Raw genomic sequence first — 17585 nt, 5'->3', positions numbered from 1 at the left:
GGGGCGGGCCTGCCGGCGATAGGGGCGGTTCGGGTTAAAGCCGGATCAAGGCAAGTGATCATCCAGCTGCTTGTGCTTCCATCCATCATTACCCGGCAGGATCAGGTTCAGGGCAATCGCCACGATGGCGCACAGGGCGATGCCCTTCAGGCCCCAGTCGTCCGGGCCGTCACCGCTGCCGATCAGTACGCCGCCGATACCAAACACCAAGGTTACCGACACGATCACCAGGTTGCGCGCTTCGGCCAGGTCGATCTTGTGGCGGATCATGGTGTTCATGCCCACCGCCGCGATCGAACCAAACAGCAGGCACAGAATACCGCCCATCACTGGCACCGGGATGCTTTGCAGCAGCGCGCCGAACTTGCCGATGAACGCCAGGGTAATGGCGAAGACCGCCGCCCAGGTCATGATCTTCGGGTTGTAGTTCTTGGTCAGCATCACCGCGCCAGTTACTTCCGCGTAGGTGGTGTTGGGCGGGCCGCCGAACAGGCCGGCTGCCGTGGTGGCCAGGCCGTCACCTAGCAAGGTACGGTGCAGGCCAGGCTTTTTCAGGTAGTCACGGCCGGTCACGCTACCGACCGCGATCACCCCGCCGATGTGCTCGATGGCCGGCGCCAGGGCAACCGGGACGATGAACAGGATGGCCTGCCAGTTGAACGCCGGTGCGGTGAAATTGGGGATTTCCAGCCACGGTGCGGCGGCTATCCGGGCCGTGTCGACCACGCCAAAGGCGAACGACAGGGCAAAGCCCACCAGCACGCCGGAGATGATCGGGACCAGGCGGAAAATACCTTTGCCGAACACGGCGACGATCAAGGTTGTCAGCAGGGCTGGCATGGAGATCAGCATGGCGGTCTTGTAGGGCATCAACGCAACGCCGTCCCCACCCTTGCCCATTGCCATGTTGGCGGCAATCGGTGCCATGGCCAGGCCGATGGAGATGATCACCGGGCCGATCACCACAGGCGGCAGCATGCGGTCGATAAAACCGGTGCCTTTGATTTTTACCATCAGGCCCATGAAGGTGTACACGAACCCTGCAGCCATCACGCCGCCCATGGTCTCGGCCAGGCCGAACTGGCCCTTGGCGAGGATGATCGGGGTGATGAAGGCAAAGCTGGAGGCCAGGAAAACCGGTACCTGGCGGCCGGTAACCAGCTGGAACAGCAGCGTGCCGATGCCGGCGGTGAACAACGCGACGTTCGGGTCGAGGCCGGTGATCAGTGGCATCAGCACCAACGCGCCAAATGCCACGAAGAGCATCTGCGCGCCCGAAACGACCTGGCGCCAGAGCGGGTCGTTGAAGCCGTCCTGCATGGTCAGGCGTCCTTTTGCTTGGTGCCGAAGATCTTGTCACCGGCATCGCCCAGGCCCGGCACGATGTAGCCGTGTTCGTTCAGGCGCTGATCGATCGAGGCGGTGTAGATCTTCACGTCCGGGTGGGCTTTTTCCACCACGTCGATGCCTTCTGGCGCGGCGACCAGGACCATGGCCCGGATCTCTTTGCAGCCGGCCTTTTTCAGCAGGTCGATGGTGGCGACCATCGAACCGCCGGTGGCCAGCATCGGGTCGATGATCAGGGCCAGGCGCTGGTTGATGTCCGGCGCGAGTTTTTCCAGGTAGGTATGGGCTTCGAGGGTTTCTTCGTTGCGGGCAACGCCGACGGCACTGACCTTGGCACCTGGGATCAGGCTGAGCACGCCGTCGAGCATGCCGATGCCGGCGCGCAGGATGGGGACTACCGTGATCTTCTTGCCGGCAATTTTTTCAACTTGCACCTTGCCACACCAGCCGTCGATCTCGTAGGTTTCGAGTGGCAGGTCCTGGGTGGCTTCATAGGTCAGGAGCGCGCCGACTTCCTGGGCGAGTTCGCGAAAATTCTTGGTGCTGATATCGGCACGGCGCATCAGGCCGAGCTTGTGGCGGATCAGCGGGTGGCGGATCTCACGAGTGGGCATAGGGGGCTCCGAAAGGCGGGCAAAAAAACCGCGCTAGATTAATCTATTCAACCTGTGCTGTCGTCTGGTCATTTTGGACGTTAGTCCATAAATGCTTGATCTGGGACGAGCGGATGCGTACCTTTGCCCGCTTTTCCAAAATGCACCCCCGGAGAGCGCCATGTCCGCCGATCTCGAGCACATCCGTCAAGTCATGCGTGAAGCTGACTGCCTGTACACCGAAGCCGAAGTCGAAGCGGCCATCGCCAACGTCGGCGAGCAGATCTGCAAGGACCTGCACGACAAGAACCCGGTGGTGTTCTGCGTGATGAACGGTGGCCTTATCTTCTCCGGCAAACTGCTGACCCACTTGCAGTTCCCGCTCGAAGCTTCGTACCTGCACGCCACCCGCTACCGCAACCAGACCAGCGGCGGTGAGCTGTTCTGGAAGGCCAAGCCGGAAGTGTCGTTCATCGACCGTGATGTGCTGATCGTCGACGACATCCTCGACGAAGGCCACACCCTCAGCGCCATCATCGAGTTCTGCAAGCATGCCGGCGCACGCTCGGTGTACACCGCGGTGCTGATCGACAAGGACCACGACCGCAAGGCCAGCCCGGACCTCAAGGCCAACTACGTGGGCCTGCCGTGTGTCGACCGCTACATCTTCGGTTACGGTATGGATTACAAAGGCTACTGGCGCAATGCCAACGGCATTTTCGCCGTCAAGGGGCTGTAATCAAGCGCCGCCCTGCATGCTAGAGTGCTCCTTCATTCAAGGAGCCTCACATGCGTGCGATTCTTCCCCTCCTGTTGGCGGTCAGCCTGCCACTGGCCGCCGCACCGCTGCACAGCCAGTTCCTGCCGCCTGACGACCAGTCACTGCGTCAGGAAGCGCCGACCGGCCAGCAACTGCTGCAAGTGACCGATTACTCGGTGGTGGTGGGGGCCCAGCGCCAGTCCGACCAGCAGCCTATCCCGATCACCTCTTCGTTGCAGGTGCGCCTGAAGGGAAAGCCATTGAGCAAAGGTGCGACCATCGCCCAGGTGCTGCTGACCTTCGATGGCGAAGCGGCCAAGAGCCTGAAGAAGCCTGTGTATGACGAAAAAAGCCGCACCTTGAGCCTGAATTACCCGGTCAGTGACTACCGGGTGATCATGGACCTGCTACGCAACGAAACCTTGTATGTGCAGTTTCTCACCTACGGCAATGGTCACATCTGGGCCGACCTGCACACTGGTACCGTACGTACGCGTTGAGGCACGCGGCCTGCGAGGGGTAAACTGCCGGCCTTCGAAATCCCGTGATGGTCCAGTTGGAGTCGGCAATGCGTAAAGACAAGAAACAGGTAATCGGCGACGAAATCAGCGACGACTACATCAAGTCGTTCCTTCAGTTCGAACCGGCCGATGGTGTGACCTCGCCGTCGCTGCACAAGCTGGTCAAGGCCTACCGTGGGCTGCGCGTAGACGATTTCGAGCGCTTTGTCGGCTTCTTTGTCGAAGCTGGCCTGGACCTGGATGGCAAGGACGAGCACGGTAAAACCTTCGTTGAGCAGATCGCCGACCAGCGCAATGCGCCTGAGTACATCGAGATCATCGACCGCGCCCGCGGTTGATAGAGATCCAGGCACAAAAAAACGCCCCGAGGGGCGTTTTTTCGTTACCGGTCGGTTCAGGCGTAATGCTTGGCCGCCGGGCTGCTTTCCACCAGGTCCAGCGCCACGTCGTTTTCGGCACTGATCTTGTGGTACAGGGCAGCATCGGTTGCCAACGTTTTCTCGCGCGCCGGGAAGATTTCCTTGAGCTTGGCAGCCCAGGCACCCTTGGCCTGCTCGGGGAAGCAGCGTTCGATCAGTTCCAGCATGATCGACACGGTCACCGAAGCGCCTGGCGAGGCACCGAGCAGCGCGGCCAGGCTGCCGTCCTGGGCCGAGACCAGCTCGGTACCGAACTGCAGCACACCGCCTTTTTTCGGGTCCTTCTTGATGATCTGCACGCGCTGACCAGCCACTTCCAGGCGCCAGTCTTCGGCCTTGGCCTGCGGATAGAAGCGACGCAGGGCTTCCAGGCGCTGCTCCATCGACTGCATCACTTCGCTGACCAGGTACTTGGTCAGGTCCATGTTGTCACGGGCCACGGCCAGCATCGGGCCGATGTTACCCATGCGCACCGACAGCGGCAGGTCCATCAGCGAACCGTGCTTGAGGAACTTGGTGGTGAAACCGGCGTACGGGCCGAACAGCAACGAAGTCTTGCCGTCCACAACGCGAGTATCCAGGTGCGGTACCGACATCGGCGGGGCGCCCACGGCGGCCTGGCTGTAGACCTTGGCCTGGTGCTGTTTGACGATTTCCGGGTTGTCGCAACGCAGCCACTGGCCGCTGACCGGGAAGCCGCCGAAGCCTTTGCTTTCCGGGATGCCGGACGCCTGCAGCAGCGGCAGGGCCGCGCCACCGGCACCGAGGAAGACAAAGCGAGCGTCGACTTCGCGGCTGCCGCCGCTGTTGACGTCCTTGATGCTCACGGTCCAGCCGCTGCCGTTACGGCGCAGGCCGACGACCTTCTTGCTGTACTTCACCTGCGCGTCCGGCGAGTCGCCCAGCAGCTTGAGCAGCTTGTTGGTCAGGGCGCCGAAGTTGACGTCGGTGCCTTTGGCTACACGGGTAGCTGCAATGTGCTGGTCGGCTGGGCGGCCAGGCATCATCAGCGGCATCCAGTCGTTCATCACCGCCTTGTCTTCGGTGTATTCCATCTCGGCGAAGGCATGGTGCTGCTTGAGCAGCTCGAAGCGCTTCTTGAGGAAGGAAACACCCTTGTCACCCTCGACGTAGCTCAGGTGCGGGACAGGGTTGATGAATGCACGCGCCGAGCCGAAGTTGCCCTTCTTGCTCAGGTAAGCCCAGAACTGGCGCGAAACCTCGAACTGGGCGTTGATGTGCACGGCCTTCTTGATGTCGATGCTGCCATCGGCGGCCTGGGGCGTGTAGTTAAGCTCGCACAGACCAGCGTGGCCGGTACCTGCGTTGTTCCAGGGGTTGGAGCTTTCCGCGGCTCCGGAGTCCATCGCCTCGACGACCTCAAGCTTCAGGGTCGGGTCAAGCTCCTTCAGCAGTACGGCCAGGGTGGCACTCATGATGCCCGCGCCTACCAGTACTACATCAACCGATTCGTTCTGCGCCATTTAACGCGTCTCCACAATCTACAGCTACCTAATTGACAGCATAGGACCTGGGGTAGCCAGGGTCGCCATGTCCGACTTTTCGCAGTTCTTGCAACTTCCGCGGACACCGCCAATCAGTCTTCGGGTTCAGCTATTGAACGCCGTTTGCCACGGGTGCGGCAATTCGACTTATGGTCAAGGTGTCGTGCGTGCGTTATGGAACGGTTCAGACACTCATACGGGATGAGCGCAGTTGCCGCCTGTTCAGGGCTGTTCGGGACACATCTGCCGCTTTTGCACATGCCAGACTGTTCATTTGCTCGCCACACTCTTGTGAAGTTGTGAAAACCGTTTTTTCACGCTCTTTTGGAGACGTGAACCTCAAAAGGGGACTGCGCGATGGCAACCCGCAGGTTCATGCAGTGTGAAGGGCCGGAAAAGCAGGCACGACAGCCGATGCAAGACCTGAGTGGAAGGCTCTCTGTGGGCGAAGCGGTGAAGTTGCCGGGGTCAATCGGCGAGTGCGGGGCCCGATCAGGAGACGTCCTTATAATCGGGGGGAGATTATAGCGATGTCGCGGGCAGAAATGTCGCCATTCGTGGTTTTTATTGCAGCGTTTGTCAGGCCGCGAGGATGCGCTGGTGCCAGCGGCGGCTTGCGCGGGCGCAAACCCTGGCGTCGGCGGGCAGTTCGCGACCCAGCCAGGCCAGCTGGATTTCACTGACCTGAACCCAGCCGCTGCCGCTCGGTACCTGGCTGCATTGCTTGAAGGCCAGGCATTTGCCTTGGGCATCGAGGCGGGCGTAGGCGGTGTGGCGCGGGCGTTGGAAGAGCAGAGTCCAGAGCGAGGCCATGGCGGCGAGTCCTTTGCGTGAGGGCTTGGCGCAAGGATAAGGGCGTGGCCATGAAACGATTGTGACAAGCGGGTCGGGCCGATGACTGGTCTGTGCCTGGCTAGGTATACTGTGGGCCTTTGCCGCATTTTCTGGAGAAACGCGCATGTTGCAACGTCTGTTGTTCGGTTTGATCGCCGTGGCCAGCCTCAGCCTGGTCGGTTGTGCCCACAGCCCGCAACAACTTAACCCGCAACCCACGCTCAAGGCTCAGCTCGCCCCGGTGGGCCACGGCCAGCCGGTCGTGGTCCGGGTGGTTGACGGCCGGCCTTCGCAATCCTTGGGTACCCGTGGTGGCATGTACCCCGAGACCAGCACCATCAGCGTCAGCGGTAATGACGTGGTGCCCAAGCTGCAGGCCCAGGCCGAAGCTGCTGTGCGTCTGCTCGGCTTCACCCCTACGCCGAACGCCTCTGGTGCACCCCAGCTGACCGTGACCCTGGCCGAGCTGAAATATCAGTCGCCCAAAGACAACCTGTACGTGACCGAGGCCACCATCGGCGCCACGTTCCGTGCCGACGTGCGCAATGGCGGCCGTAGCTACAGCGGCCGTTACGGCGCTTCGCTGGACCAGCGTTTCGGCATGGCGCCGAACCAGGACACCAACACCCAGCTGGTGGGCGATGTGCTGAGCGATGCCCTGACCCGCCTGTTCAAAGACCCGACCATCGGGCAGGTACTGGGCCAGTAAGCGTTTGGCTGCATGAAAAAACCCGCTCCCTGTGTCAGGTAGCGGGTTTTTTGTTGCCTGTGCTGGCCTCTTCGCGGGTAAACCCGCTCCCACAGGTCCAGCGCAGGCCTCGGATCCGGTGCGGTCCCTGTGGGAGCGGGTTCACCCGCGAAGAGGCCGGTTCAGGCTTACGCTGCTTCTACGTAGAAATCCAGCAAGCTGAAGCCCGTCCCGGCATCCACCTCCGGCAAATCTTCATGCACATGCCCGCCCAACGCACAGTAGACCAGCCACTGGCGGTCCTGCACATTGATGGCAAAACCATCGATCAAAGCCTGTTGTTCATCGCTCTGGGCAACGAGGTAGAGGCGGTCCTGGTTTTCGGCGTGCAACATGAACAAGCTCCGGGTCATGAAAGGCCGACAGGGTGGCCTGTTCAGATGACGAGCGGATGACAGATGAAATTTAATGACAGTTTGTCGCCCATACCGGGCGCGGGGCAGCGAGTTGGGTAGAATGCGGGCCTTTGCCGCTTCTCACACCGAGGTTGCGTGATGTCCTTGCAAGTGCTCTGGGGGTTTCTGGCCGCCCATCCCACCAAGTTGATCAACCTGCTGGCGCTGCTGCTGACCTGCCCCGGCGGGTTGCTGCTGCACAGTGCCCGGCGACGCGAGGCCGAGACCCGCGAATACATGGCTGTGGAGGAGGGGGTGGTGGACGCGTTCGACCTGCGGGTGCCACGCTACTTCTACATTCTTGGTTTTTCGTGCCTGGCGATGGCGTTGCTGTTGTCCTGGTTCAGTACCTGGGTCTGAGAACCATTGGGGCCGCGTTGCGGCCCATCGCGACACAAGGCCGCTCCCACAGGGAATTGCGTACTCCTTGTGGGAGCGGCCTTGTGTCGCGATTGGGCTGCAACGCAGCCCCCGGGATCGATCAGGCTACAGGTGCCTGCTGCCTGACCTGGTACTGGTTACGCACTGGCGTCGCATACTGCAGCACCAGGTAAGGCCGCTGCTCTTCGGGGCAGGCATCCAGCCGACGCTGCCATTCTTCCTTGGCCTTGGCCAGCTCGTCCGCCGGGAACACCTTCTCGGCACTCGGCACCTGCAACGCTTCGTCCTTGCCTTCCCACATCGCATAGGCCAGGTAGTGCACCGGGAACAGGCGGTAACCGCCAAGGATCTGCCGGTCGATTTCCGCTGCCAGCTGCTTGGTATCCTCGTGGTACGCGGTCACCGGCGCGGTGAAGTTGATGTGCACGCGGCCCTTGTAGCCGGTAATGCCCTTGGCGATGCTGTTGTCATCCTCGCCTGGTGCCTTCGTGTAGGTACCGGTAGTGGCGCGGATGTACAGCTCGCGGGCCTTGGCCTGGTCACACGGATCATATTCGTAGCTGATCGACACCGGCGTCAGGTTGAGGCTCTGGATCACCGCACCGAACGGCTCGTCCTTACGGCTCATGTGGAACATCTTGAGGATCGCCGAATCGGTACGGTCGTCACCGTCCTTGGCGCGGCCTTCGGCCTGGGCGATCCAGATCGATGTGGCGTCGTTGCGGATCGAGTGGTTGATGTAGGCCGAGAGCAACTGGTAAGCCGCCAGCTTCTCGCGGCGCCCGCTGATCGAGCGGTGCACGATGAAGCTTTTGTTCAGGCGCATCATGTCGCTGACAAAGGGCTTTTGCAGCAGGTTGTCACCAATGGCAATGCGCGGGGTGGGCAAGCCTGCGTGGTACACCGCGTAGTTGACAAAGGCCGGGTCCATGACGATGTCACGGTGGTTGGCCAGGAACAGGTAGGCGGTGCCTGCCTTGAGCTGTTCCACGCCCGAATAAGTAACGCCGTCGGTGGCGCGGTCGATGGTCTGGTCGACGTAGTACTCGACTTTGTCCTGCAAGGTCGAAACGCAGGTGACGCCGGCAAACTCCTTGCGCAGGCGGCGGGCAATCAGCGGCTTGAGCAACCAGCCGAGAGCACCGGCCGCACGCGGGAAGCGGAAGTGGGTGAGGATATCGAGGAATGCCGGGTCGCTGAGCAGGCGTGCCAGGACGGCAGGCACCTCAGCGTCGTCGTACGGTCGGATGGCATCGAATTCGCCCATCATGCTCTCTTGTTGGAAACGGCTAGGGTAATAGGTAGGGGCGGGCTCCGAAAAACGGCTCGGACACACACAGGCCCTGTAAACAGACCGGCAATTATACGCATAAGTCACCCCGGAGGCCGCGATGCTGGAAACTGCCAACTACGATTGCCCTTATTGTGGCGAAGAAGTCGAAACCACGGTGGATCTGTCCGGTGGCGATCAGGAGTACTTCGAGGACTGTCAGGTGTGCTGCAAGCCTGTCCGCTTCTTGCTGCAGGTGCATGGCGAGGAATGGATGCTGGATGTCTTCGGTGAGAATGACTGATGCGACGGATCTACGAACCTGAAAACCTGCTCGAGGCCGAAATGCTGCTCGGTATGCTGGCCAGTGAGGGCATCAACGTGCAGCTGGTGGGCCGTGACTTGATGGGGGGCGTAGGCGAACTGCCCCTGCAAGGTCTGTTGGGGCTTGCGGTGGCGGATGAGCAGGCCGAGTACGCACGGCAGCTGATCGATGCGTACAATGATGCCCAGCCACTGGTTGGCGACGAACCGGAGAGCTTCCCCGGTACCTTGATCTGCTAGGTTCTGAATTCGCCCATGTGTGGACGTTATGCCCTGTTTCGCTGGCCCCAGGCGCTTGCCAGCCTGCCTGGCTTCCCCCAAGGCCAGCCGGCCCAATGGAACATTTCCCCCGGGGCTTCGGTGCTGATCCAGCGCCAGCTCGAGGGCCAGCAGCAAGTGGCCAAGGCGCGCTGGGGGCTTACCCCGGCCTGGCTCACTGACCTGTCCCGCACACCTGCCCACGCCCGCGCCGAAACCCTGGCCGAGCAGCCGATGTTTCGCGATGCCTTTCGCCAGCGTCGCTGCCTGATGCCGGCCAACGGCTTTTACGAGTGGCGTGGCAGCGTGCGTAAACGCCCGTACTGGTTGACCCCGGGGGAGGGCTCGTCGCTGTATTTTGCAGCGGTGTGGGAGGCCTATCCGGTGCAGGACCAAGTGTGGCTGAGCTGTGCTGTGGTGACCCAGGCAGCCATGAACCAGCGTCGGCCGCTGATACTGGACGAGGCCGCGCAGGCGGCGTGGCTTGACCCGGATACGCCGATCACCCGCCTGCACGAGTTGCTGGCCAGCCCCTCGGCAATATTGCGAGAGCGGGCCTTGGCCAATTTCGTCAATGACCCGAAACTGGATGCGCCGGAGTGTTTGACGCCGTTATGACTGTAGTGGACTGCCTATAACGCCTAGTATTTCTGCTAGTTGACCACCTCCAGGGCCCGCCATAAGGTTGATCGTACCTACTTGGTGCAGCTGTTGAGGGGATTGATGATGAAAAATAATGCATTGTCAGGCCAGGAAAAACTTGCTGTTTCGTCTGCGCTCACGGCATTCAGGGTTTTACCTTCGACGGATTCAGATACAAGAGTCTTTGGCCGTTGGTTCGGTTATGCTGATTTTCAGCCCACGGGCATCTTCCTCGAGCCCGGAGGTTATGTCCGGTATCAATTCTCGCTGCCGCCTAGGGCAAACGTGAAGATGCAACTCCTCGTCGGAACTCCCGGCTTCAATACACAAGGCTCCGAGACTGAATGCCCTCGTACCCATGAAATGCCAGAATACCCTGGAATCGTCACTGATCCGGAAGGCGGGTTATTATGGGTGCGGGTAATACCTGATGGGGTGGGCCCGACCGTCGAGGAGGTAACGATTAATTTTGAATGCATTGCTAACTCACATCGAGTACCTGTATTTATACAAGGCGAAACGTCCGTAGATCAGTGGGGCCAGATGCTTGAGGCTGCCAAGGAGCATGGGCGAGCGCCAGTGCAGCTCATGAGTGATAAAGTTGTTATCACCGCGTGGTGGGAGACGGCTTATGCCTATAAGAGTCACGATCCCTCGGCTGTATTAGACGAGTACAAAGAAATTCTAAGAGTTGAAAATGAAATCGGTGCAATTGGTTATGGTGCGGAACAAGAACCACCCAGTCCGCTGCGCATATTGGTCTCGGAGAAGGAAAGTGGCAACCCTAATGCCACTCACTATCGAATAAGTCTACCGCAATACGGCAGGTCGCTATTGACTCCCGACGGTGTGCGCGGCGACTGGGGAATCTGGCATGAGTTGGGTCATATGCAGCACCAAATTTCATGGAGCGCAAATGCGTTGACTGAGAACTCCGTTAATATATTTTCCCTTGCAGTGCAGCGCGCGCAAAAAAAATATTCAAGGGTGGTGCCTTACGACCGTGAAGCGCATGCCTTTTTGAATAGTTCCGATCCGAATAAGAAGTTTGAAGACAATGACGAGTTTGTTCGCCTCATCATGTGGGAGCAATTGAGGACAGCTTACGGCGACGCGTTCTTTCATCGGCTCCATCGTGAAAGCCGTAGTCATGGCAACCATGAACCTGGCCAGGGTGACGCTCAATACCGTCATTACTTCATGGTCACCAGCGCATGGGCTGCGCAGCACGATCTCACAACATTCTTCACTCGATGGGGTTGGCATCCAACCTCGCGCACACTTGATGCGATCCGAGATTTGAGGCTGCCTATGCCAGAGCCGGACCCGTCCACCCTCCACGTGAAGGCCGAAACGCAGATCGACGCAGTTGAACCGCATTCAGATGGTATCGAAATAAGGGGGGTTGCCCGCCCTGGGAGCCGCCTGAAAACCACCAATGATCCTGATATGGGTTGGTATGACCCAGAAGGCGGGATTACCTACGCCAACGCTTCAGGCGATTTTTCTGTGGTCACTCGAAGGTTGGTCGATGGCAACGCAGTGGTCAAATCCTATGACCCGCAAACAGGAGAGGCGTTGGGCGAGTCGAACCATGTGCCAGTGAACCTGCAGGGCACGGCTGCGGAATTCTCTTGCTGTACGGAACATGAAACCGGTGCCGATCATTGACTTTCGGTGATAGTCGATAACTGGGGCTAGTGGCAGTCATCACGCCAGCGAAACGCCGGTGTGATGCATTACAAGACAAGCTGCCTACGCGCGATCGGGTGTGGGCGCAGGTGTACCCGGATGTGAAGAATCTTCCCTACGGCTATAGCGGGCACTGGCGACTCGGCCTAGGATACGGCGCATGTAAAAAGGGAGTGTTTTCATGCGTAAGTCTTTTGTCGTCAGCCTGCTCAGTGCTGGCATCCTGCTGGCCGGCTGCCAGGCAGTGAACACCACCAGCGGCGGTGCCGTTGGCGTCGAGCGCCAGCAGTACATGTTCAGCATGCTCTCGACCGATGAGGTCAACCAGATGTACGCCCAGTCTTACCAGCAGACCCTGGGTGAGGCATCGAGCAAGGGTGTGCTCGACAAGTCCAGCGCCGATGCCAAGCGTGTGCAGGCGATCGCCAGCCGCCTGATCGCCCAGGCGCCCAAGTTCCGCCCGGATGCCGCGCAATGGAACTGGGAGGTAAACGTCATCAAAAGCGACGAGCTCAACGCCAACTGCGGCCCGGGCGGCAAGATCATCGTCTACACCGGGCTGATCGATCAGCTCAAGCTCACCGATGCGGAAATTGCCGCAGTGGTGGGGCACGAGATTGCCCACGCCTTGCGTGAGCACAGCCGCGAGGCCATGTCCAAGGCGTATGGCGTGGAAATGGCCCGCCAGGGTGCCGGCGCCATTTTCGGCCTCGGCCAAGGCAGCATGGCCATGGCCGACACGGTGGTGAACTACGCCATGACCCTGCCCAACAGCCGGGCCAACGAGAACGAGGCCGACCTGATCGGCCTGGAGCTGTCGGCGCGTGCCGGTTACGACCCGAATGCCGCGATCACCTTGTGGAACAAGATGAGCAAGGCTTCCGAAGGTGCACCGCCCGAGTTCATGAGTACTCACCCGGCATCCGCGAGCCGTATTGCTTCGCTGCAGGCGGCGATTCCGAAGGTGATGCCGCTGTATCAGGCGGCAAAGCAGTAAGACCGCAAGGGGGCTGCTTTGCAGCCCAATCGCCGGCAAGCCAGCTCCCACATGTACTGCACATGGCTTGAGGCCGGTGCGGTCGGCGTGGGAGCTGGCTTGCTGGCGATTGGGGCGCAGCGCGGCCCCTTCAGCATTTAGCCAACCCAGCCACTGGCTTTCATCGCCGAGTACACGGCCACAATTGCCAGCACGAAGAACGCTGTGGCCGCCAGGCGACGGATCAGGGTCAACGGCAGTTTGTCTGCTGCAAAGTTACCCGCAAGAACCACCGGCACGTTGGCAATCAGCATGCCCAGCGTGGTGCCGATAATGACCATGATCAGGTGCGGGTACTGCGCCGCCAGCATGACGGTGGCGACTTGGGTCTTGTCACCGATTTCGGCCAGGAAAAACGCGATCAGCGTAGTCAGGAACGGCCCGAAGCGGCGCGCCGGGTTCTCGTCATCATCCATCTTGTCCGGCACCAGGGTCCACAGCGCAGTGGCGGTGAAGCTCGCGGCGAGGATCCAGTGCAATGCCGAGTCGCTGAAAAAGCTGCCGAACCAGGCGCCCACGGCACCGGCCGCAGCATGGTTGGCCAGGGTGGCGGCGATGATGCCGGCGATGATCGGCCACGGCTTGCGGAAGCGGGCAGCGAGAATGAGCGCGAGCAGTTGCGTCTTGTCGCCGATTTCGGCGAGGGCAACGATAGCGGTGGGGACCAACAGAGATTCCAGCATCAGGATTCCTACGGGGGCGGGTCGACACGGCTATGACACGTACAGCCTCCCCGCCCCGGGTAAGGTGTGCGTGTCATAGGTCTTGTCAAACCCTGGATCCGTCTTTGCGGATCTCTCCATGCGTGCTGGCATGGTGGGTCGCACGCGCCATGGTCTGTTGACCAAGTATGTTGACGCGTACCGGGCGAGCAGGGTGCTCGCGGGAGACTACTCCCCTAGGACGGTGCGGATTCTGCCTAGGCAAAACGCTTTCGGCAAGCGCTGTTTTTATCCGTGTGTTGCCTGATAGATACGGAAACCGTCAGCGTCGTCGCGCACCTGGCAGTTGCCCAGCGCCCCTTCGATCAGCGGCTGGTAGCGCAGGAAGCTGTTGGCAACAAGGCGCATTTCACCGCCTTTTCGCAGATGAACGGCCGATTTTTTCAGCAGATTTTCCGAAGCCTGGTAGTTGGTGTGCACCCCGGTGTGAAACGGCGGGTTACTCAAAATCAGGCTCAGTTCGGTGGGGGCCGCGTCGATACCATCACCGCTGATAACGTCGCCTTCCAGGCCGTTGGCAGCCAGCGTCAGGCGGCTGGCCGCGACGGCGAAGGCATCCACGTCAAGCAGCGTGACCCGGCTTTGCGGATAGCGGCGCTTGACCGTTGCGCCCAATATCCCGGCGCCACAGCCAAAGTCCAGTACATGCCCGCTCGGCAGGCCGTCGAGGTGCTTGAGCAGCAGGGCCGTACCGCGATCAAGGCGCCCATGACTGAATACGCCAGGCAGGCTGACCACTTGCAACGGGCCGTCCTCCAGGGCCAGCTCGAAGCGTTCGGCCAGGCTTTCCAGCGGTTTGGCCACGGGCGCCTGCTCGATCGTGACTTGCCACAGCTGGCAGTGCCGGGCGCTGTCCAGCTTGCGCGGTCTGCCAAAGGCCTGCAGCTGTTTGGCCGCGCCTTCGATGCCGCCGCGTTTTTCGCCAACCAGGTACAGCTCACCGCCGGCCAGGCGCGACGCCAGGGCATTGAGCAGGTAGGCAGCCAGTTCACGGGACTTGGGCAGGAACAGCACGGCGCTGTCGAAGGCCACCTCGGGTGGCTCGACACCATAGTGGCTGCGACCGGCAAAGCGGCTTTCGAGCATGGCGTGATCGCCCGCATGCCATGTCCAGGCCTGGGCCTGCGGCAATTGGCCGAGCAGGCCATCAGCGGGGGCGCCGGCGATCAGCAGCGGGCCCTGGAACAGCTCTGCCTGGCGGAGCAATACTTCACTGCGCGGGTCCATGGACGACGCCTCCTGAAAAAGTGGCGCAGTGTAGCAGAGGCGGGCGCCCCGCTCAGCTGACCACGCGGCGCGGCTGACCGGCGAAGAAGGCTTGGGCGTTTTCACTGAGCTGGCCGACGATGCGTTGGCGCGACTCCACTGCCCCCCAGGCGCTGTGCGGGGTGATGATCAGCCGCGGGATGCGGGGTTCGAGCAACGGGTTGCCGTTGACCGGCGGCTCCACGCTCAGCACGTCGGTGGCCGCGCCGCCCAGGTGGCCACTGCGCAGGGCATCGGCCAGTGCCTGCTCGTCGATCAGGCCGCCACGGGCGGTGTTGACCACCAGGGCACCGGGCTTGAGCAGGGCCAGTTCGCGGGCGCCGAGCATGTGCCGGGTGTGCTCGTTCAGCGGGCAGTGCAGGGTCAGGGCATCGATTTGTGGCAGCAGTTCGTCCAGCGGCAGGCGGTCGGCGCGCTCCGGGCGGCCAGGTATTTGCCCGCTGAGCACGCGCATGCCGAACGCTTCGGCCAGCCGCGCCACTGCGCCGCCCAGTTCGCCGTGGCCGAGCAGGCCGAGGGTTTTGCCTTCCAGCTCGACGATGGGGAAGTCCAGCAGGCAGAACTGGCTGGCCTTGGCCCACTGGCCGTCGGCTACCGCCTGGTTGTAGTCGCACAGGCGAGTGGCCAGGGCCAGCAGCAGGGCGAGGGTATGCTGCGCGACGGACGGTGTGCCATAGCCCTGGCAGTTGCATACCGTGATGCCTTGGGCTCGCGCTGCTGCCAGGTCGACATTGTTGGTGCCGGTGGCAGCGACCAGAATCAGCTTGAGCTGTGGGTTGGCGGCCAGGGTCGCGGCGTCGAGCATGACCTTGTTGCTGACCACCGCCACGGCGCCCTGCAGACGCTGGCTTACCTGGTCAGGGCGGGTTGCATCGAACAGCTCGAGTTCATCGAACTGGCTTCGTAGCGGGGAAAGGTCGAGGTCACCAAGGTCCAGGGACTGGTGATCGAGAAACACGGCGCGACGCGGGCTGGGCATCAGTAAGGCTCCGTTGGCAGGGCAGGGATGATCCATCCCCCGGACAATGCCACTCATACCCCGCGCAGCCAAATCATTCCTTCGGCTGATTTAGCCGTCACATTCGCGAACTACAGTAGTTCCCAGACTTTTCCGGCCCGCTTTTCAGAAAAGGGATACCCATGCTGCAGACCCGCATCATCAAGCCCACCGATGGCGCCTACGACTACCCGCTGCTGATCAAACGCCTTTTGATGTCCGGCAGCCGTTATGAAAAAACCCGCGAAATCGTCTACCGCGACCAGTTGCGCCTGACCTACCTACAGCTCAACGAACGCATCGCGCGCCTGGCCAATGTGCTGACCGAGGCCGGGGTAAAGGCCGGTGACACTGTGGCGGTAATGGACTGGGACAGCCACCGCTATCTGGAGTGCATGTTCGCCATCCCGATGATCGGCGCCATTGTGCACACCATCAACGTGCGCCTGTCGCCCGAGCAGATCCTCTACACCATGAACCACGCCGAAGACCGCGTGGTGCTGGTCAACAGCGATTTTGTCGGCCTCTACCAGGCCATTGCCGGGCAACTGACCACCGTTGACAAGACCCTGCTGCTGACCGATGGCCCGGACAAGACTGCCGAGCTGCCCGGCCTGGTGGGTGAGTATGAGCAGCTGCTGGCAGCCGCCAGCCCCCGCTACGATTTCCCGGATTTCGATGAAAACTCGGTGGCCACCACCTTCTACACCACCGGCACCACCGGCAACCCCAAGGGTGTGTACTTCACCCACCGGCAGCTGGTACTGCACACCCTGGCCGAAGCTTCGGTCACCGGCAGCATCGACAGCGTACGCCTGCTGGGCAGCAACGATGTGTACATGCCCATCACGCCGATGTTCCATGTACATGCCTGGGGCATTCCCTACGCTGCCACCATGCTTGGCATGAAACAGGTATACCCGGGGCGCTACGAGCCAGACATGCTGGTCAAGCTGTGGCGCGAAGAAAAGGTCACGTTCTCCCACTGCGTGCCGACCATTTTGCAGATGCTGCTCAACTGCCCGACCTCGCAAGGGCAGGACTTCGGCGGCTGGAAGATCATCATTGGCGGCAGCTCGCTCAACCGTTCGCTTTACCAGGCTGCCCTGGCGCGTGGCATCCAGCTGACTGCCGCGTATGGCATGTCCGAAACCTGCCCGCTGATCTCCGCTGCGCACCTGAACGACGAGCTGCAGGCCGGCAGCGAGGATGAGCGCGTCACCTACCGCATCAAGGCCGGTGTGCCTGTGCCGCTGGTCGAGGCGGCCATTGTCGATGGCGACGGCAACTTCCTGCCGGCAGACGGCGAAACCCAGGGCGAGCTGGTGCTGCGCGCGCCGTGGCTGACCATGGGCTACTTCAAGGAGCCGGAAAAGAGCAAGGAGCTGTGGCAGGGGGGCTGGCTGCACACCGGCGATGTCGCCACCCTCGACGGCATGGGCTACATCGACATTCGTGATCGCATCAAGGATGTGATCAAGACCGGTGGCGAGTGGGTTTCTTCGCTCGACCTGGAAGACCTGATCAGCCGTCACCCGGCCGTGCGCGAAGTGGCGGTGGTGGGGGTGGCCGACCCGCAGTGGGGCGAGCGCCCGTTCGCCTTGCTGGTGCTGCGCGACGGCCAGGCCATCGATGCCAAGGCGCTCAAGGACCATCTCAAGCCATTTGTCGAGCAAGGGCACATCAACAAGTGGGCGATTCCTAGCCAGATCGCCGTTGTTACTGAAATTCCCAAGACCAGTGTCGGCAAGCTCGACAAGAAACGCATCCGCCAGGACATCGTCCAGTGGCAGGCCAGCAATAGCGCGTTCCTGTCCACGCTGTAAACGCCGTGCGGGTCGCGCGCGTCAGAACGCGACCCGCACGCTAGAGGCC

General features: G+C 61.3%; 20 protein-coding genes and 1 riboswitch. Of the genes, 11 read left to right on the top strand and 9 right to left on the bottom strand.

Annotated elements, in window-relative coordinates; all coding sequences use genetic code 11:
- Positions 1 to 45 precede the first annotated feature (45 nt).
- Both CKW35_RS10565 and upp read right to left on the bottom strand, forming a co-directional pair.
- Entirely contained in the window at positions 46 to 1320 is a 1275-nt protein-coding gene (locus CKW35_RS10565; RefSeq protein ID WP_016484879.1) for a uracil-xanthine permease family protein, read from the bottom strand.
- A gap of 2 nt (positions 1321 to 1322) precedes the next feature.
- Complete coding sequence (gene upp, locus CKW35_RS10560) at positions 1323 to 1961, bottom strand: uracil phosphoribosyltransferase (protein WP_016484880.1); 639 nt, start codon at positions 1959 to 1961, stop codon at positions 1323 to 1325.
- Positions 1962 to 2121: 160 nt separating this feature from the next.
- Between upp and CKW35_RS10555 the strand changes: the two genes are divergently transcribed.
- The 3 genes from CKW35_RS10555 (at position 2122) to CKW35_RS10545 (ending at position 3559) form a co-directional block, all read left to right on the top strand.
- Complete coding sequence (locus tag CKW35_RS10555; protein ID WP_012270498.1) at positions 2122 to 2679, top strand: hypoxanthine-guanine phosphoribosyltransferase; 558 nt, start codon at positions 2122 to 2124, stop codon at positions 2677 to 2679.
- A gap of 50 nt (positions 2680 to 2729) precedes the next feature.
- A complete protein-coding gene (locus tag CKW35_RS10550; RefSeq protein WP_016484881.1) occupies positions 2730 to 3200 on the top strand; it encodes a hypothetical protein in 471 nt (156 codons plus the stop codon).
- 68 nt (positions 3201 to 3268) lie between these two features.
- Entirely contained in the window at positions 3269 to 3559 is a 291-nt protein-coding gene (locus CKW35_RS10545) for a PA4642 family protein (RefSeq protein ID WP_016484882.1), read from the top strand.
- 56 nt (positions 3560 to 3615) lie between these two features.
- Here the strand turns inward: CKW35_RS10545 and mqo are convergent, their stop codons facing one another.
- Both mqo and CKW35_RS10535 read right to left on the bottom strand, forming a co-directional pair.
- Positions 3616 to 5124, bottom strand: a complete 1509-nt coding sequence (gene mqo / locus CKW35_RS10540; protein ID WP_016484883.1) for a malate dehydrogenase (quinone) — start codon at positions 5122 to 5124, stop codon at positions 3616 to 3618.
- A 600-nt stretch (positions 5125 to 5724) separates the two neighbouring features.
- Positions 5725 to 5958, bottom strand: a complete 234-nt coding sequence (locus tag CKW35_RS10535; RefSeq protein WP_060517690.1) for a hypothetical protein — start codon at positions 5956 to 5958, stop codon at positions 5725 to 5727.
- Positions 5959 to 6103: 145 nt separating this feature from the next.
- Between CKW35_RS10535 and CKW35_RS10530 the strand changes: the two genes are divergently transcribed.
- Positions 6104 to 6688, top strand: coding sequence for a YajG family lipoprotein (locus CKW35_RS10530; RefSeq protein ID WP_016484885.1), 585 nt, complete (start codon positions 6104 to 6106; stop codon positions 6686 to 6688).
- 167 nt (positions 6689 to 6855) lie between these two features.
- Here CKW35_RS10530 and CKW35_RS10525 read toward each other — a convergent pair whose 3' ends face one another.
- A complete protein-coding gene (locus CKW35_RS10525; protein ID WP_016501484.1) occupies positions 6856 to 7062 on the bottom strand; it encodes a hypothetical protein in 207 nt (68 codons plus the stop codon).
- A 159-nt stretch (positions 7063 to 7221) separates the two neighbouring features.
- Between CKW35_RS10525 and CKW35_RS10520 the strand changes: the two genes are divergently transcribed.
- Positions 7222 to 7482 carry a hypothetical protein gene (locus CKW35_RS10520; protein ID WP_016484887.1) on the top strand — a complete coding sequence of 87 codons (261 nt, stop codon included), beginning with the start codon at positions 7222 to 7224 and terminating at the stop codon, positions 7480 to 7482.
- A 121-nt stretch (positions 7483 to 7603) separates the two neighbouring features.
- Here the strand turns inward: CKW35_RS10520 and CKW35_RS10515 are convergent, their stop codons facing one another.
- Positions 7604 to 8773 carry a 1-acyl-sn-glycerol-3-phosphate acyltransferase gene (locus CKW35_RS10515; protein ID WP_080640993.1) on the bottom strand — a complete coding sequence of 390 codons (1170 nt, stop codon included), beginning with the start codon at positions 8771 to 8773 and terminating at the stop codon, positions 7604 to 7606.
- Positions 8774 to 8894: 121 nt separating this feature from the next.
- Between CKW35_RS10515 and CKW35_RS10510 the strand changes: the two genes are divergently transcribed.
- The 5 genes from CKW35_RS10510 (at position 8895) to CKW35_RS10490 (ending at position 12686) form a co-directional block, all read left to right on the top strand.
- Entirely contained in the window at positions 8895 to 9077 is a 183-nt protein-coding gene (locus tag CKW35_RS10510; protein WP_016484889.1) for a CPXCG motif-containing cysteine-rich protein, read from the top strand.
- Positions 9077 to 9337 (top strand): putative signal transducing protein, encoded by a 261-nt coding sequence (locus CKW35_RS10505; protein WP_016484890.1) that lies wholly within the window; start codon positions 9077 to 9079, stop codon positions 9335 to 9337. Before CKW35_RS10510 ends, CKW35_RS10505 begins: the two co-directional genes overlap by 1 nt.
- Before the next feature lie 15 nt (positions 9338 to 9352).
- Positions 9353 to 9973: an SOS response-associated peptidase gene (locus tag CKW35_RS10500; protein ID WP_016484891.1), complete on the top strand. Its 621-nt coding sequence runs from the start codon at positions 9353 to 9355 to the stop codon at positions 9971 to 9973.
- Positions 9974 to 10078: 105 nt separating this feature from the next.
- The gene (locus CKW35_RS10495; RefSeq protein ID WP_083283754.1) at positions 10079 to 11668 is read left to right on the top strand and encodes a M60 family metallopeptidase; all 1590 of its coding nucleotides are present in this window, start codon (positions 10079 to 10081) and stop codon (positions 11666 to 11668) included.
- A 202-nt stretch (positions 11669 to 11870) separates the two neighbouring features.
- The gene (locus CKW35_RS10490; protein WP_016484893.1) at positions 11871 to 12686 is read left to right on the top strand and encodes a M48 family metallopeptidase; all 816 of its coding nucleotides are present in this window, start codon (positions 11871 to 11873) and stop codon (positions 12684 to 12686) included.
- A 137-nt stretch (positions 12687 to 12823) separates the two neighbouring features.
- Here the strand turns inward: CKW35_RS10490 and CKW35_RS10485 are convergent, their stop codons facing one another.
- The 3 genes from CKW35_RS10485 to CKW35_RS10475 form a co-directional block, all read right to left on the bottom strand.
- Positions 12824 to 13408, bottom strand: a complete 585-nt coding sequence (locus CKW35_RS10485; RefSeq protein ID WP_016484894.1) for a TMEM165/GDT1 family protein — start codon at positions 13406 to 13408, stop codon at positions 12824 to 12826.
- A gap of 88 nt (positions 13409 to 13496) precedes the next feature.
- Positions 13497 to 13636, bottom strand: a riboswitch (yybP-ykoY riboswitch).
- A 39-nt stretch (positions 13637 to 13675) separates the two neighbouring features.
- On the bottom strand, positions 13676 to 14674 hold the full coding sequence (locus CKW35_RS10480; protein ID WP_023049459.1) for a class I SAM-dependent methyltransferase: 999 nt from the start codon (positions 14672 to 14674) through the stop codon (positions 13676 to 13678).
- 52 nt (positions 14675 to 14726) lie between these two features.
- Complete coding sequence (locus CKW35_RS10475) at positions 14727 to 15692, bottom strand: 2-hydroxyacid dehydrogenase (protein ID WP_070086912.1); 966 nt, start codon at positions 15690 to 15692, stop codon at positions 14727 to 14729.
- Between the two features lie 161 nt (positions 15693 to 15853).
- Here CKW35_RS10475 and CKW35_RS10470 point away from each other — a divergent pair, with 161 nt between their 5' ends.
- Entirely contained in the window at positions 15854 to 17536 is a 1683-nt protein-coding gene (locus CKW35_RS10470) for a fatty acid--CoA ligase (RefSeq protein ID WP_095115853.1), read from the top strand.
- Positions 17537 to 17585: the final 49 nt, after the last annotated feature.

Origin of the sequence: Pseudomonas sp. Irchel 3F3 (assembly GCF_900187545.1) — a bacterium.
GTDB classification, from domain to species: domain Bacteria; phylum Pseudomonadota; class Gammaproteobacteria; order Pseudomonadales; family Pseudomonadaceae; genus Aquipseudomonas; species Aquipseudomonas fortuita.
Note: the sequence above shows the minus strand (reverse complement) of the source record. Positions and strands in the feature narration are given on the sequence as shown.